Source organism: Rhodoferax sp. EU05-FHT12H12 (assembly GCF_058791215.1).
Window position 1 is genome coordinate 436,517 of record NZ_JBYTDI010000003.1, and the last position, 12,665, is coordinate 449,181.

Consider the following 12,665-nt stretch of genomic DNA (forward strand, 5'->3'; position numbering starts at 1 on the left):
TGAGAACCTTTCATTTATGGCGTGAGTTGGCGGGGATATTCTTGCAAATCCATGCGGGGGCTACGCCAAGTCAGGCTCCTATGGAGCATGGGCAGATTGCCACTCAGACACTTGCTCGATTTGAGCCAGTTTCAGTCCGATAGCACCATCGCACAGAATTAGATTTGTACATTCAAGGAACTCGGACCCCGAGTCATCCAATGCGCGCCAGTCCACCGCCTCGCGCACCGTCGCAAGATACTGCAGGATGGCCTTGTGTCGGGGATAGCGGCCGGGAGGATCTGGCCCTGTCACCCCGATGACTCGCCCCGCCAACTCAGGCAAAAGGAATCCCTTGAGCTGAGCCAGGGAGTAATGCTCACGCCATGTAGACGAAATAACAATCTCACAGGGCCGCCCGGCCAAGGCCTGCGCCAATGCATGCGCGTGCACGAACTCAGGCATGCTGTTCCCCCAAGCGGGGTGGAGTACCCCATCAAAATCCAGAAACAGAATCTTGCGCACTGAACCGGCTGGGTAGGGAAGATTCGTATGCGTCATAACAAACTCTGTATGCGGCGTTTTTCAACAGGCCGGATGTAGCGATACACCATCTCCAGCGACTTGTGCCCGGTCTGCCCCATGATCGCGCTCGTGGGCATCCCTACCGTCGCAGCCTCCGTCACAAACCCTGCGCGTAGCGAATGACCTGATACCAGCTTGGCCGCATCGGCACCCTTGGCCTTCCCAACCGCCGACTTCACAATCAGCGCCACGGACTGCGGTGTCAGGGCCAAAGCCTTCACCACCTGGTCATGCCGGTTCACGGGTCGAAACAAAGGTCCCTCGCCGATGCCCGCCAGTTCCAGCCAACGGTCCAAGGCTTTGACAGGACAACGCTCTTCCGATTTGGCCAGCGGCACAAACACCGTCCTGCCCTCGCCTTCCTGATCAGTCTTGGAGCGGCGAATCAACAACTCAATGCCGTGGGCATGCGGCGTAATGTCATCCATCCGCAAAGCAACGAGTTCAGACCGACGGAACGCACCGGCAAAGCCGAGCAGGAGAATCGCCTTGTCTCTCGCAGCTTTCAAGGGCTTCTGCTTGGCGACCTGTACGAGCAATTCAACAAGGTCATCCTTGACCAATGCCCTCGCCTGCCTTTGCGTCACCCCGAGGGTGCGGCGTATGCCCTGCATCGTGCGCTTGACCAACCGGTCCTTGGTGGGGCTGTCCAGCCCTCGGTCTGTATGCGCCCGGTGAATCGCAATCAGACGATGGGCCAATGTGGCCACCGCCAGCACCCCGGCAAACTTGGCCAGGTACTCTGCGACCATCTCGGGCGTGGTCGGAATCTTCCCACCGTGGGCTTTGAAGTGCCGCACATCCTGTGCATAGCTGCGCTTGGTCGAGGCCGACTGGGCGGCGTCGGTGTAGCTGAGGACAAGCTGCGAAGATTTTGGTTTCGGGTTTTGTATTTTGGTGGTTGTGGGGTGTTGCGTGTTCATGCGTCTTCCATGGGTCACTGCGCGGCGCGCGTGGCCGCGTTTTGAGGGTTCAGGGGAAAGTGGTGGCCGGTGTGCGTACGGCCGAAGAGTCTTCGCAGCGCCTGGCGTGTTTTGGTGGCGGCCTGCACCGTTGCCTACGATGGGTGGTAGTCGGCGGTTTCGCGACGGCAGTGTGCGGCCAGGGTCATGCAGCCTGCGGCCATATCACCCAGCTCCGCCATGAGGAATCCAAGCGCCTCCAGGCAATCGGCGCTGATGGTTCCGTCTTCCACCATGACGGCGGAGTTCGCCAGCAACTGCCCGATGGCGCCGACACCGTTGTGCATCGTACCCACCAGGATTTCCGCATCCTCGGCGATGGCCACTAGCAGCGCGGGATCGGCGACAGGAAAATCAATCTCCTGCTTGCGGTTCAGCGGGAGTTTGGGCAGTTGGCCTAGCAAATCCCGCATCGGTCGTATCGCAGTCATCCGGCTGGCCATGTCAGGACTCACTGGGGAAAAGCATAGTGGTGCTGAGGCGCACACCCTGCTCGTTGACGGCATCCGTTATGACCCAGACGCGCTTGCCTTCCACCAGGTACACCGACAGAATGCGGCTGCCATCGACTACCGCCCGGTCGTTGGCTTTTGCATCGTTTTCGGTCACCACCCCATAGTCGCCGTGGCAATGCGCGCCCAGCAGGGCATTGGGATACAAGCCGTGCGTCTCCAGATGCTTGAGCACGGCGGGCGTGCCGTAGACCATGCCCAGTTCAAACAGCAGCTTGCCCGCATGCTTCAAATGCGCCACCTGCGCCGCATCGACGACTTGGGTGGCGGGGAATTTTTTTGGGGTATTCATACTTTCGTTCCTTGCATGGCAAAGCGCGCCAGCCTTGCGGTCTGACGTGCGTCAAAGTCAATGAAAAAGGGCTGCATATGCAGCCCTGGGGTGGTGGTGTGTGAAGCCGGTTAGATGCCCGTCAACTTCTCTTTGAAGAATGCCAGCCAAATGTCATAACCCAGGCGAGGTTTGCCTTGGTGCCCGCTTTTGAATCCAACGGTCGCGCAGGTCGTATACATATCGGCATACCCTTGGGGAGTGTCAGGAAACTCCTTTCCGTTGGACGTCAGTACGAATTTCCCTCCAATGCGCGTGCTGGAACACTTTCCGGTGTTCTGGCTGCGGTCAAATGTTTTAAGCGGCCATGGTCCGTCAAAGTCGTGATACTCACCGGGTATCGTGACCTTCGACGTATCTCCTCCACGACCGTTCATCCACTCAGACTGCCGCACACAATTCTCTGCGGGGGTGGCGTCATCTTTCTCGGCCAGAATAAACAGGAAGGGAATCGCCTTGAACTTGTCTCCGGGACTGAGATCCAAGCAAGGCGGATAGATTGCCACTATGGCGTCAAAGTCGCGAACCTGCATTCCTGGGTTTCGATCTTGCACCACTTGCGCTGAAAACTGGCGCACGAGGTGGGATGCGGCTCCTCCTGACAGGCTCTCTCCAAGAAAGCCTATTTTGGCGTCCTTCCATTCTTCAGTTTCCGCCATGCGCGAAGACACGGTCAAGGCGTCATACGCCATGTTGGAAGAGTCAACGCCCAAGCTTCTTACGAGGTTGCGGTCAGTTCCAATACCTGCGGTACCTCCCGCATATCCCCGCGACTTGAAGCTGTCGATCACAACCGCATTGATGTTGTTTTCATTCAGAAACTTTGCATAGTCCAAGTGGCGGCTATCCATGCCACCAGCGTTGCCGCTGAGGATGACCAAGGAATTGCGGCTACCGTCTTTGGCGCGTCCCAGATACGTAAGGATGTTTATCTGGCGGCAGTTGAAAGTCGGCGTTCTGAAAAACCCCGTGCAGGCGTGGCCGGGTACTTCTATCTTCTCCAAACCCGTAGGTTTGAAGCTGTAATCTGGTTGCCAAAACTGCGCCCACGCGGATGCGGCGAATGAGAGGGAGAAAAGAAGTGCTGAAAGCTTATGTGAAGTTTTCATGGTGACTCCCGCTACTTACCGCATTTCCAGCGATCTTCCGGCTCCATCAGGAACTGGAATGTCGTGCTCCGGCTGTCTGGTGAATTGCCCCCCGCATCGGTATCCAGTAGCAAATACACAGGCTTCTTCGCGGGCAAGGTGATCTCATAAACGGCGGAGCCCGATATAGCACCATCGTTTTTGCAGCCACCGCGCAGTTGTTTGATTTTGCTGGAGCTGCCGAACTGGGTGCGCAATGCCTTGTTGAAATTTTCCTTCTCAATCACATGGTCATCGTTGCCACCCACGATCACGGTGAGTTGCATGACCATGGTGCGCGCACCGGTAAAGAACACCGTCGCCACGGACAGGCCGTCCAGCTTTACGTTCCCCATCCGAGAGAACGGCGACACCGGCGTTTCCTTCAGGCCCTTGTGCTGCCATCGCACTCCAGCGATGGCATTGGTAGCGTCCCAGTCATTGAAAGTGTGGCTCGCATTGGCAGGCAGGGCGAAGGCGCTGACTACGTTTTCCAGCGTCGCGGCAAAACTCAACGTCGGCAGCACGAATGCTGCGGCAATTAGAAAGCGTTTCATGTTTACCCTTGTATGGTTGAGAGGTGGAGATTTCCAGTCACTCGAATTCACTTAGCTTCTTCAACTGGTGCCTGACCGTTGTTGGCGGCACGCCTAGCCTTGTTCTGATAGACATCAAAAGCACCCATGATGCCGGCAAGAACGAGCTGGTACTGCGGCGAGCTAAGCACGAAATCCTTGCCGTCAGCCGTGCCTTGGATGCTGTACGGCATGCGCTCGATCTGCACGGGCGAACCATCCGTTGCCACCATCAAGTTTGCCGAGCAGGAATGTAGTTTGGCAGCGGCGTCATAACCGTTCGTTGTGATGGTCACCAACTCCACCTTTATGGACTTCCCGAATGCGTCGAGTTGGGCGCGCAGTCGGTCGGCCCCTGCGCGACGCCAGTTTCCAGCGGCCTCAATGTTGCTGCTGATCAGATTGACGCCGCCGTCCACTATGGCCTGGTGGAATCTATCGACGACCTGGGGGTCATCGCAGTCCGGGGGTTTGGGGGCGCAGCCTGACAGTAGCGCGGTCAAGAGAGCGGCAGCAGGTGCAACAAGCACCCATGGTCGAAGTAGGGGCGTGGGAATAAACATTGATCCTCCTGTTTATAGATTTATTGATCTAGTTATCGTACGTAGTTTGCCAGATATAGATTCATTGTCTATGGATTTATAGGCCTAGGGAAATGAGACTCCCCGGATGGGGAAGTCGACTGCCAAACCGCCAAGCAAGGATTTAGTTCTGCATGGCTTTGGTGTGGCTGTTCGCCAGATGCGTGACGACAAAAAATTCACGCAGGAACAGCTTGCAGAGTTCAGCGATATGCATGTGACTTACATCAGCCAGATTGAACGTGGCGTCAAGAATTTGTCGCTGTTCAATATCGTGCGGGTTGCACATGGTCTGGGCACCTCACCTGCTGAACTGTTTGCCATTGCTGAAACGGTACGCCCGCCCTCGCGATAGCGTGCGTTAGTCCAAGTCACCCACGGCTGGGATTCCCGCCCCAAGCCATCAACCACACACCGTCTAAATCTGCACGGTAGGTGATCCATGTGTCCTGCCCGTTGCTCGACCGCAGGCAGAATGCAGGCGCGGTTGGGTTGAACGCGGCGATGACTCGATCCCGCCCCAACATGGGCTCCATGCGCGGGCTCAATTTGCTTGACAGGCGATCAGCTTCCTTATGGGAACAGACCGTGACCGTAGCGCAGGTTGACGCCCTGCCCAACATAGCCGAGGACGGGGGCGGGCACCTGTACAGCAGTGAGGAGCGAAGCACGATGGCATGGCCTTCGGTCCATATGTCCACCGCCCCAGAACATTGCAGTACGCTCCCATCGGCCAAATACACCGGCCTGGCATCGTGCACCATGACGTGCCCGACCTTGGCTCCGATCAGTTCCGCAGGAGTCATCCTTACTTGCCTTTAGCCTGCGGCCGGGGATTCCTACTTGCCACTACCCCGTGGGTTAGGCTTGGACGTGATCTCGATGTAATAAACGGGATGCTTGGGCGTTATCAACGCCTTGAAGTCTCTCGTGACGTGATGCTTGGAATCTATCCAGTACGCAGGGTCAAGCGCGTAATGAAAACTAGGTGAATCCCCCTTACCCCTGACGTGGTGCCAAAGCACCCAACGGCCGAACTGGGTGTCAGGGTTGTAATGGGCGGTGATCAGTGCAACATCTGGCAGCGCGTCGATGGTCGGCACTTCCTTGTCTTCGCTGGCGATGAGGTCGTATTGAAACAGCAGCTTGCGCAGTAAGTCCGAATACACCCACGCCGGGCCATGTTCAGCCAAACCAAGTTGGTAGGCGAGCTTCTTGATTTTGTCCAAAGGCTGGTTGACCAGCATTGCCACACAGCACAGTCCATCGTCTATGCGGGCATTGGGTTCCATTTCTACGCGGGCGAAAGGTGAGACGAAGCCGTCGGGGAGAGGGCTTGCGACTGCGGATGCCGGTTTTGTGGTTGCCATAGTTTCTTACTCCTGGTTGTGTTGAAAAACAAGCGTCCATGCGGCAGCCACACCGGGATTGGTGGAATACAAAAAACTAAAAGAGGAAAGGGATTCGAGTCTGCGAGTGGTGAGGGCTGGGCCTCAGTTCGCGTCTGGCTGCGCTTCTGTGCGCTTGGTCAAATCTTGCTGTTCGGCGTGCGAAAGTTCGATTCGACAGCTAAATTTTAGCCGCCTGCTTTGACTAGGGGGCGGCTAAATGACTTTGCCAGGCGGCGAATAATTCAGTGCAGCTTTTCCCTAACCTTGTAGAGTGAACGAAACCTTCCGTCAAAGAGTGGCTCATCTTTGATGTCAACCAGGTTCTCAGCAGCGAGAAGCGCCTTGAGAGTTAAAGAACCATGCCTCTTCTTGAGATCAAGCAGTAGGTCGACATTGTTCTTTTTCAGCTCTTCACCTAGCTGCGCAAGATAGGTCCAACCATCTGGCCGCGCCCGCTGCGAAGCAACATCCTTCAAAAGCGTATCAATGGTGCGATGGGTGCTTAGAAGCGAGCGAAACTGCTCCTTTCCTTCCTCAGAGCTCAAGAAGGCGGACAAATCGCGCATTGTTTCTTGCAGGGCTTGCGAAAACCCCGACAACACATGAAAAGTAGGCAAGGCTTTTTGATACTGTTCTTCAAGAAATGCATCTGCTTCAAGAAAAGCTTCAAGCGTGTTGGATGCGATTCGATCAAGGAAATGATGGACAAGGTGGTTGCGCTGCTCGACAACCAACTCCCAGTTCTTTCTATGAAGCTCACGGGCCTCTTGGTCCACTTGAAGTCGAAATGAAAAAGATATCCAAGGTTTGTCCAGTTGCTTGGGTTCCGCCGAGCTTTCAGCCTCGTCCGACAGAATGTCATCTAGAAACTGTTCAACCAGAAGCCCAAGCATTTGCTTTGTGATCTTGCGACTTCGATCTTCCCTAAACTGAGCCAGCTCATTCAAGGTTCCTGAAGCTCTCGCGTTCGCCAGTACAAACTTCAGATGCCCCTCGATCTGTTGATAGAGAAGTAGATTTCGACCAATCTTTCGCTGGACTGCATCTTTTGCTGCAGTCTTAGCGGACTCTTTTTCATCACTCATCGCAGTGCTCCCTGCAAATGATTATGGGCAAAAAAAAACCACTGCGATTAAGCGGTGGTTTTTGATAGTTGCTTTGATGGTTGGAGTGTGATAAAGTAAAAAACTTTTATTAATCAACAACTTACAAGCATAACTGGCGGAAGCTGTGAGATTCGAACTCACGGAGGGGATAAACCCTCGCCGGTTTTCAAGACCGGTGCCTTAAACCGCTCGGCCAAGCTTCCAGAGCTGCGTATTCTAACTGCGCCGCGAAGGCGGCCTTCATGCCGCTTTGAGCATGCCTTTGGTTTCGATGAAGGCAATCACGTCTTGCAGGCCGCTCAGGTCTTTCAGGTTGGTCATCACAAAGGGCTTGAGGCCTTTGGGTGTGGTGCGCATGCGTTCAGTGTCGCTGCGCATCACGTCCAGGTTGGCACCCACGTAGGGCGCCAGGTCGGTTTTGTTGATGACAAACAGGTCGCTCTTGGTAATGCCGGGGCCACCCTTGCGCGGAATTTTTTCGCCCGCAGCCACGTCGATCACGTAGATGGTGAGGTCGCTCAGCTCGGGGCTGAAAGTGGCGGCCAGGTTGTCGCCGCCGCTTTCCACAAACACGATGTCGGCGTTGGGGTGGTCCACCAGCATGCGGTCGATGGCTTCCAGGTTGATGGAGCAGTCTTCGCGGATGGCGGTATGCGGGCAGCCGCCGGTTTCCACGCCCATGATGCGGTCAGCCGGCAGCGCGCCGCTCACGGTCAGCAAGCGCTGGTCTTCCTTGGTGTAGATGTCGTTGGTGATGGCGACTAGGTCGTACTGGTCGCGCATGGCCTTGCACAGCATTTCTAGCAGGGTGGTCTTGCCAGAGCCCACGGGGCCGCCTATGCCCACGCGCAGGGGAGGGAGGGCTTTGGTGCGGTTGGCGATGTGGTGCAGGTTGGACATGATTTGCTATTAATTTAGGAGCTGCTCGCGCAGTATCTATAAGGGCTAGGACCTGAAAAGCCTTGAATATTGAACCTCGTGCTGGCTGCTCAGGATCGCCAGCATGGGGCTGAAGGCTTGGCGGCTCTCGTCGGTCACCGCCAGCGCGTGGTCCACGGCAGCGGGAATCTCGGCGGTCAGCGCAGACAGGATGCGCTGGCCCGCGCTTTGACCCAGTGGCACCGATTTGATGGCGGCCTGGGTCATGTTTTCGGCCCAGCCAAAGGCGTAGGCCAGCAGGCATTCGCGCACCGGGGCCAGCGTGGCACTGGCCGCCAGCGCGTAGGCGATGGGGTAGGTCGGCGATTGCGCGGCCAGCACGGCTATTTGCGCGGGCGTGGCGGTGGTGTGGTTCTTCAGCCACTCCAGCAGGCTCTTGCCCATTTGTTCGGTTTGGGCCCGCAACTCGGCGCTCTCGCGCGTCTGCAGCACCCAGGCGTTCAGGGTGGCCACGCGTTGCATGTCGTCGGCACGCCAGGCGGCAATGCCTTGGGCCACGGCGGGCAGGTCAGAGCGCGCCAGCGTCAGGTGCAACTGGTCCACCAGCCACGCGGATGCTTCACTTTCTGTAGCGGCCTGCGCAGTATCCACGGCAGCTTCCAGGCATTCCGAATAGGAAAACCCGCCAATCGGCAGGGCTGGCGAGGCCAGCCACATGAGTTGCATCAGGCTGCTGTCGAGCATGGTGGCGGTCGCGCTTATTGGTCGCCGTGGTCGTGGTGCCCGTGCGTATGGTCGTGGCCATGGTTGCAGTCCGGGCCGTGCACATGCGGTTTGGCCTGCACCGCCACCGGAATGCCGCGCAGGCTGGCAACCGGCGTGGGGGCTGCTGCGTGGCTGTGGCCATGGTCGTGGTGCCCGTGGTCGTGTCCATGCTGATGTCCGCCGTGGTGGCCCCCGGTGGCATAGGCGCCGTTCTCGGGTTCAAAGGCCTCGTCCACTGCGTTCACGATCAGGTGCATGGCGCGCAGCATGTCGGCCAGCACGTGGTCGGGTTCGATCTTCAGGTGGTCGGGCTTCAGTTCGATCGGCACATGGCGGTTGCCCAGGTGGTAGGCCGCGCGGATCAGGTCGAACGGTGTGCCGTGGTCGTTGCAGTGGGTGATTTTCAGCACCGCTTGGGGCGCAGCCGTCACCCGGATCAGCGAGCCGTCTTCGGCGACCAGCACATCGCCGCCGCGCACCGCGGTGCCCCGCGGCAGAAACACGCCCAGGGTGCGGCCGGTGGAGTCGGTGGCGTCAAAGCGGCTTTTCTGGCGCACGTCCCAGTCGAGTTCGACAGTGGCGGCGCGCTTGAGCAGCACAGAGGCCAGGCCCTGGCCTTGGGGGATGCATTTGGAGACTTGGAGCATGGAAGGGGCGGAACGAGGAAGATGCCGGATTGTGGACCAGGGGGATGGAACCCACCGCGGTGCCGTTACAAGGCCATGGTGAGGTAGCGGCTGTTCGGGTCCAGCGTGTAGCTGCCAAAGGGGCCACAGGGCTCGAAACCTTCTGCCAGGTACAGCTGGTGTGCTGGCGTGAAGAAGTCCTGGGTGCCGGTCTCCAGGCTCAGGCGCTGCAGCCCCAGCGCGCGCGCCTGGGTCAGGATGTGCAGCAGCAATTGCCGTGCAATGCCACGCCCGCGGAAGGCTGCGGCGGTGCGCATGGATTTGAGTTCGGCATGCCCGGCATCCAGCCGCTTGATGGCGCCGCTGCCGACCAGCGTGCCATCCTGGGCCGTCTCGCCGGGCCACCAGGCGGACCAGAAGTGCACACTGGGGTCGCGCAGCTTGTCCAGGTCCAGCGCATGCACGCTCTCGGGCGGCGAGGTGGCGTGCATGTCCTGCAGGTGCTCTTCCAGAAAGCGGGCAATGCGCGGGTCGCTCAGGTCATCCAGCCGGATATGCAATGGCAGTGGTGGCATGCGTTCAGAACAAAAAGTAGCGCTGCGCCATGGGCAGCTTGACTGCTGGCTCACAGGTCAGCAGTTGCCCATCGGCGCGCACCGTGTAGGTTTGCGCGTCAATCTCCATCGTCGGCAAATAGCTGTTGTGCACCATGTGCTGCTTTCGCACACCGCGGATGTTTTTCACCGCGGCCACGTTCTTGGCTAGGCCAAAGCGTTCCTTCACACCGGCGTTGAAACCGGCTTGCGACACAAAGGTGAACGAGCCCTTGTGCAGCGCGCCGCCAAACGCGCCAAACATGGGGCGGTAGTGCACCGGCTGGGGCGTGGGTATGGAGGCATTGGGGTCGCCCATGGCGGCAAACGCGATAAAGCCGCCTTTGAGAATCACCGCGGGCTTCACACCAAAAAACGCCGGCTTCCACACCACCAGGTCGGCCCACTTGCCCACTTCAATCGAACCTACTTCATGGCTGATGCCGTGCGCAATGGCGGGGTTGATGGTGTACTTGGCCACATAGCGTTTGGCGCGGAAGTTGTCGTTGCGCACCGAGTCTTCGGGCAGCGTGCCGCGCTGGGCTTTCATCTTGTCGGCCGTCTGCCAGGTTCGGATGATGACCTCGCCCACGCGGCCCATGGCCTGGCTGTCGCTGCTCATCATGCTGATGGCGCCCATGTCGTGCAGGATGTCTTCGGCCGCAATGGTTTCCTTGCGGATGCGGCTCTCGGCAAAGGCCAGATCTTCGGCAATGCCCGCGTCCAGGTGGTGGCAGACCATCAGCATGTCCACGTGCTCGTCCAGCGTGTTCTGGGTGTAGGGCATGGTGGGGTTGGTGGAGCTGGGCAGGAAGTTGGCCTGCCCCACCACGCGCAGGATGTCGGGTGCGTGGCCGCCCCCCGCACCTTCGGTGTGGAAGGCGCAGAGTCCTCGGCCCTTGGTAGCGGCGATGGTGTTTTCCACAAAGCCCGATTCGTTGAGCGTGTCGGAGTGGATGGCGACCTGCACATCAGTCTCTTCGGCCACGTCCAGGCAGTTGCTGATGGCGCTGGGCGTGGTGCCCCAGTCTTCGTGCAATTTCAGGCCGATGACGCCAGCGTTGACCTGCTCGTGCAAAGCCGCGGGCAGGGACGCATTGCCCTTGCCCAAAAATCCCAGGTTCATGGGGAAGGCATCAGCCGCTTGCAGCATGCGCTCAATGTTCCAGGGGCCGGGCGTGCAGGTGGTGGCAAAGGTGCCGGTGGCCGGGCCGGTGCCGCCGCCCAGCATGGTGGTCACGCCACTGGCCAGGGCCTCTTCGATCTGCTGCGGGCAGATGAAGTGGATGTGGCTGTCGATGCCGCCGGCAGTGACGATGTTGCCCTCGCAACTGATGACCTCGGTGCCGGGGCCGATGATGATGTCCACGCCCGGTTGCGTATCGGGATTGCCGGCCTTGCCGATGGCCACAATGCGCCCGCCTTTGAGGCCAATGTCCGCCTTGACGATGCCCCAGTGGTCCAGGATTAGCGCGTTGGTCATCACGCAGTCCACGGCGCCCTCGGCACGGGTGCGTTGCGATTGAGCCATGCCGTCGCGGATGGTCTTGCCACCGCCAAACTTCACTTCTTCGCCATAGGCGCCAGCGGCCAGGGTGTAGTCCTTCTCCACCTCGATGAGCAAGCCGGTGTCGGCCAGGCGCACGCGGTCACCGACCGTGGGCCCAAAAATTTCCGCGTAGGCGCGGCGTCCAATTGTTGCCATTACAGTTTTCCCTCGACGCTTGTGTCGACTGGTCCTTGCACTAAACCGCGAAACCCATAGACCACGCGGTCGCCGGCCAAATCCACCAGCTCCACGGTGCGTTGCTGGCCCGGCTCAAAGCGCACGGCTGAGCCCGAGGGGATGTTCAGGCGCATGCCTTGGGCCGCAGCGCGGTCAAAGCCAAGCGCACCATTGGTTTCGGCAAAGTGGTAGTGCGAGCCGACCTGGATGGGGCGGTCCGCCGTGTTTTGCACCACCACGGTCAGGGTGCGGCGGCCGGTGTTGAGGGCGTGTTCGCCCTCGTCGCAGAGAATTTCGCCGGGGGTCATGCGCGAGCCCTCAGACGTGGGTGAAGAGGTAGACGCCTGCCACGCCGAGGGTGCTGCCCAGGGTGGTGAGCACCGTGCCACTGCGCCCCGCCAGCCAGCGGCGGATGCCCAGGCCTAGGCCCACACCACCCACATGCAGCAGGGCTGTGATCAGCAGGAAACCGGCGGCGTAGCCGGCAAAACCGGTCGCCGGTGTTTCGGCGCCATGGGCCAGGCCATGCAGGCAAGCTGTAGCCGCGATCAAGCCCAATCCGAAGGTCTTGGGTGCCGGTTTGGCGGCCATGACCAGCATCAAGCCGAACAACGAGACGGACAGCGCAATGGCGTGTTCCAGGTAGGGCAGTGTCACGCCACTGGCGCCCAGCAGGGCGCTGAGCACCAGCGCCAGCAGGAAGGTGGCGGGGCCTTGCCAGGCCTTGTGGGCGGGCAGGGCACTCACCGACCAGACACCCACCGCCACCATGGCCAGCAGGTGGTCCAGTCCGAAGGGGTGTGCCAGGCCTTCCATGAAACTCTCGGTTCCATGGCCCGTATGGGCATTAGCGCCCGTGGATACTGCGCAAGCAGCTATCAAAAGAAGAGCGTTTTTATGGGAAGTTCGCATGGGTTCTCCGCAGGC

General features: G+C 59.1%; 17 protein-coding genes and 1 tRNA gene. 1 reads left to right on the forward strand and 17 read right to left on the reverse strand.

Going from position 1 to position 12,665, the window contains the following annotated elements; genetic code table 11:
• Positions 1-78 precede the first annotated feature (78 nt).
• The 7 genes from AC3WS7_RS11500 to AC3WS7_RS11530 all read right to left on the reverse strand — a co-directional run bounded on the left by AC3WS7_RS11500 (position 79) and on the right by AC3WS7_RS11530 (position 4,634).
• A complete protein-coding gene (locus tag AC3WS7_RS11500) occupies positions 79-540 on the reverse strand; it encodes an HAD domain-containing protein (RefSeq protein ID WP_492656432.1) in 462 nt (153 codons plus the stop codon).
• Positions 537-1,487: a site-specific integrase gene (locus tag AC3WS7_RS11505; RefSeq protein WP_492656433.1), complete on the reverse strand. Its 951-nt coding sequence runs from the start codon at positions 1,485-1,487 to the stop codon at positions 537-539. The genes AC3WS7_RS11500 and AC3WS7_RS11505 overlap by 4 nt, the downstream gene beginning before the upstream one ends.
• 134 nt (positions 1,488-1,621) lie before the next feature.
• On the reverse strand, positions 1,622-1,969 hold the full coding sequence (locus AC3WS7_RS11510; RefSeq protein ID WP_492656434.1) for a hypothetical protein: 348 nt from the start codon (positions 1,967-1,969) through the stop codon (positions 1,622-1,624).
• Position 1,970: 1 nt separating this feature from the next.
• Positions 1,971-2,330: a hypothetical protein gene (locus tag AC3WS7_RS11515; protein ID WP_492656435.1), complete on the reverse strand. Its 360-nt coding sequence runs from the start codon at positions 2,328-2,330 to the stop codon at positions 1,971-1,973.
• A 110-nt stretch (positions 2,331-2,440) separates the two neighbouring features.
• A complete protein-coding gene (locus AC3WS7_RS11520) occupies positions 2,441-3,478 on the reverse strand; it encodes a dienelactone hydrolase family protein (protein ID WP_492656436.1) in 1,038 nt (345 codons plus the stop codon).
• Between the two features lie 11 nt (positions 3,479-3,489).
• Positions 3,490-4,053 carry a hypothetical protein gene (locus AC3WS7_RS11525; protein WP_492656437.1) on the reverse strand — a complete coding sequence of 188 codons (564 nt, stop codon included), beginning with the start codon at positions 4,051-4,053 and terminating at the stop codon, positions 3,490-3,492.
• Between the two features lie 47 nt (positions 4,054-4,100).
• Complete coding sequence (locus tag AC3WS7_RS11530; RefSeq protein WP_492656438.1) at positions 4,101-4,634, reverse strand: hypothetical protein; 534 nt, start codon at positions 4,632-4,634, stop codon at positions 4,101-4,103.
• A 106-nt stretch (positions 4,635-4,740) separates the two neighbouring features.
• On the opposite strand from AC3WS7_RS11530, the gene AC3WS7_RS11535 reads away from it, so the two are divergent.
• Positions 4,741-5,007: a helix-turn-helix domain-containing protein gene (locus AC3WS7_RS11535; protein ID WP_492656439.1), complete on the forward strand. Its 267-nt coding sequence runs from the start codon at positions 4,741-4,743 to the stop codon at positions 5,005-5,007.
• Between the two features lie 484 nt (positions 5,008-5,491).
• Here AC3WS7_RS11535 and AC3WS7_RS11540 read toward each other — a convergent pair whose 3' ends face one another.
• From AC3WS7_RS11540 to AC3WS7_RS11585, 10 genes are all read right to left on the reverse strand, one after another.
• The gene (locus AC3WS7_RS11540; RefSeq protein WP_492656440.1) at positions 5,492-6,022 is read right to left on the reverse strand and encodes a hypothetical protein; all 531 of its coding nucleotides are present in this window, start codon (positions 6,020-6,022) and stop codon (positions 5,492-5,494) included.
• Between the two features lie 263 nt (positions 6,023-6,285).
• Complete coding sequence (locus tag AC3WS7_RS11545) at positions 6,286-7,128, reverse strand: LOTUS domain-containing protein (RefSeq protein WP_492656441.1); 843 nt, start codon at positions 7,126-7,128, stop codon at positions 6,286-6,288.
• 134 nt (positions 7,129-7,262) lie between these two features.
• Positions 7,263-7,352 (reverse strand) — tRNA-Ser (locus AC3WS7_RS11550).
• Between the two features lie 37 nt (positions 7,353-7,389).
• Entirely contained in the window at positions 7,390-8,049 is a 660-nt protein-coding gene (gene ureG / locus AC3WS7_RS11555) for an urease accessory protein UreG (protein ID WP_492656442.1), read from the reverse strand.
• 45 nt (positions 8,050-8,094) lie between these two features.
• The gene (locus AC3WS7_RS11560) at positions 8,095-8,772 is read right to left on the reverse strand and encodes an urease accessory protein UreF (protein ID WP_492656443.1); all 678 of its coding nucleotides are present in this window, start codon (positions 8,770-8,772) and stop codon (positions 8,095-8,097) included.
• 14 nt (positions 8,773-8,786) lie between these two features.
• Positions 8,787-9,440 carry an urease accessory protein UreE gene (ureE, locus tag AC3WS7_RS11565; RefSeq protein WP_492656444.1) on the reverse strand — a complete coding sequence of 218 codons (654 nt, stop codon included), beginning with the start codon at positions 9,438-9,440 and terminating at the stop codon, positions 8,787-8,789.
• A 65-nt stretch (positions 9,441-9,505) separates the two neighbouring features.
• Entirely contained in the window at positions 9,506-9,994 is a 489-nt protein-coding gene (locus AC3WS7_RS11570; protein ID WP_296468955.1) for a GNAT family N-acetyltransferase, read from the reverse strand.
• Between the two features lie 4 nt (positions 9,995-9,998).
• Positions 9,999-11,717, reverse strand: coding sequence for an urease subunit alpha (gene ureC, locus AC3WS7_RS11575; protein WP_492656445.1), 1,719 nt, complete (start codon positions 11,715-11,717; stop codon positions 9,999-10,001).
• Positions 11,717-12,046 carry an urease subunit beta gene (locus AC3WS7_RS11580; RefSeq protein WP_492656446.1) on the reverse strand — a complete coding sequence of 110 codons (330 nt, stop codon included), beginning with the start codon at positions 12,044-12,046 and terminating at the stop codon, positions 11,717-11,719. Before AC3WS7_RS11580 ends, ureC begins: the two co-directional genes overlap by 1 nt.
• Positions 12,047-12,056: 10 nt before the next feature.
• The gene (locus tag AC3WS7_RS11585) at positions 12,057-12,650 is read right to left on the reverse strand and encodes a HupE/UreJ family protein (RefSeq protein ID WP_492656447.1); all 594 of its coding nucleotides are present in this window, start codon (positions 12,648-12,650) and stop codon (positions 12,057-12,059) included.
• Positions 12,651-12,665: the final 15 nt, after the last annotated feature.

Bases quoted from the DNA above. Each gene is read 5' to 3' on its own strand.
- AC3WS7_RS11560 (WP_492656443.1), bottom strand. From the start codon at position 8,772: ATGCTCGACAGCAGCCTGATGCAACTCATGTGGCTGGCCTCGCCAGCC.
- AC3WS7_RS11500 (WP_492656432.1), bottom strand. From the start codon at position 540: ATGACGCATACGAATCTTCCCTACCCAGCCGGTTCAGTGCGCAAGATT.
- ureC (WP_492656445.1), bottom strand. From the start codon at position 11,717: ATGGCAACAATTGGACGCCGCGCCTACGCGGAAATTTTTGGGCCCACG.
- AC3WS7_RS11525 (WP_492656437.1), bottom strand. From the start codon at position 4,053: ATGAAACGCTTTCTAATTGCCGCAGCATTCGTGCTGCCGACGTTGAGT.
- ureG (WP_492656442.1), bottom strand. From the start codon at position 8,049: ATGTCCAACCTGCACCACATCGCCAACCGCACCAAAGCCCTCCCTCCC.
- AC3WS7_RS11530 (WP_492656438.1), bottom strand. From the start codon at position 4,634: ATGTTTATTCCCACGCCCCTACTTCGACCATGGGTGCTTGTTGCACCT.
- AC3WS7_RS11505 (WP_492656433.1), bottom strand. From the start codon at position 1,487: ATGAACACGCAACACCCCACAACCACCAAAATACAAAACCCGAAACCA.
- AC3WS7_RS11585 (WP_492656447.1), bottom strand. From the start codon at position 12,650: ATGCGAACTTCCCATAAAAACGCTCTTCTTTTGATAGCTGCTTGCGCA.
- AC3WS7_RS11540 (WP_492656440.1), bottom strand. From the start codon at position 6,022: ATGGCAACCACAAAACCGGCATCCGCAGTCGCAAGCCCTCTCCCCGAC.
- AC3WS7_RS11580 (WP_492656446.1), bottom strand. From the start codon at position 12,046: ATGACCCCCGGCGAAATTCTCTGCGACGAGGGCGAACACGCCCTCAAC.
- AC3WS7_RS11510 (WP_492656434.1), bottom strand. From the start codon at position 1,969: ATGGCCAGCCGGATGACTGCGATACGACCGATGCGGGATTTGCTAGGC.
- AC3WS7_RS11545 (WP_492656441.1), bottom strand. From the start codon at position 7,128: ATGAGTGATGAAAAAGAGTCCGCTAAGACTGCAGCAAAAGATGCAGTC.
- AC3WS7_RS11520 (WP_492656436.1), bottom strand. From the start codon at position 3,478: ATGAAAACTTCACATAAGCTTTCAGCACTTCTTTTCTCCCTCTCATTC.
- AC3WS7_RS11570 (WP_296468955.1), bottom strand. From the start codon at position 9,994: ATGCCACCACTGCCATTGCATATCCGGCTGGATGACCTGAGCGACCCG.
- AC3WS7_RS11515 (WP_492656435.1), bottom strand. From the start codon at position 2,330: ATGAATACCCCAAAAAAATTCCCCGCCACCCAAGTCGTCGATGCGGCG.
- ureE (WP_492656444.1), bottom strand. From the start codon at position 9,440: ATGCTCCAAGTCTCCAAATGCATCCCCCAAGGCCAGGGCCTGGCCTCT.
- AC3WS7_RS11535 (WP_492656439.1), top strand. From the start codon at position 4,741: ATGGGGAAGTCGACTGCCAAACCGCCAAGCAAGGATTTAGTTCTGCAT.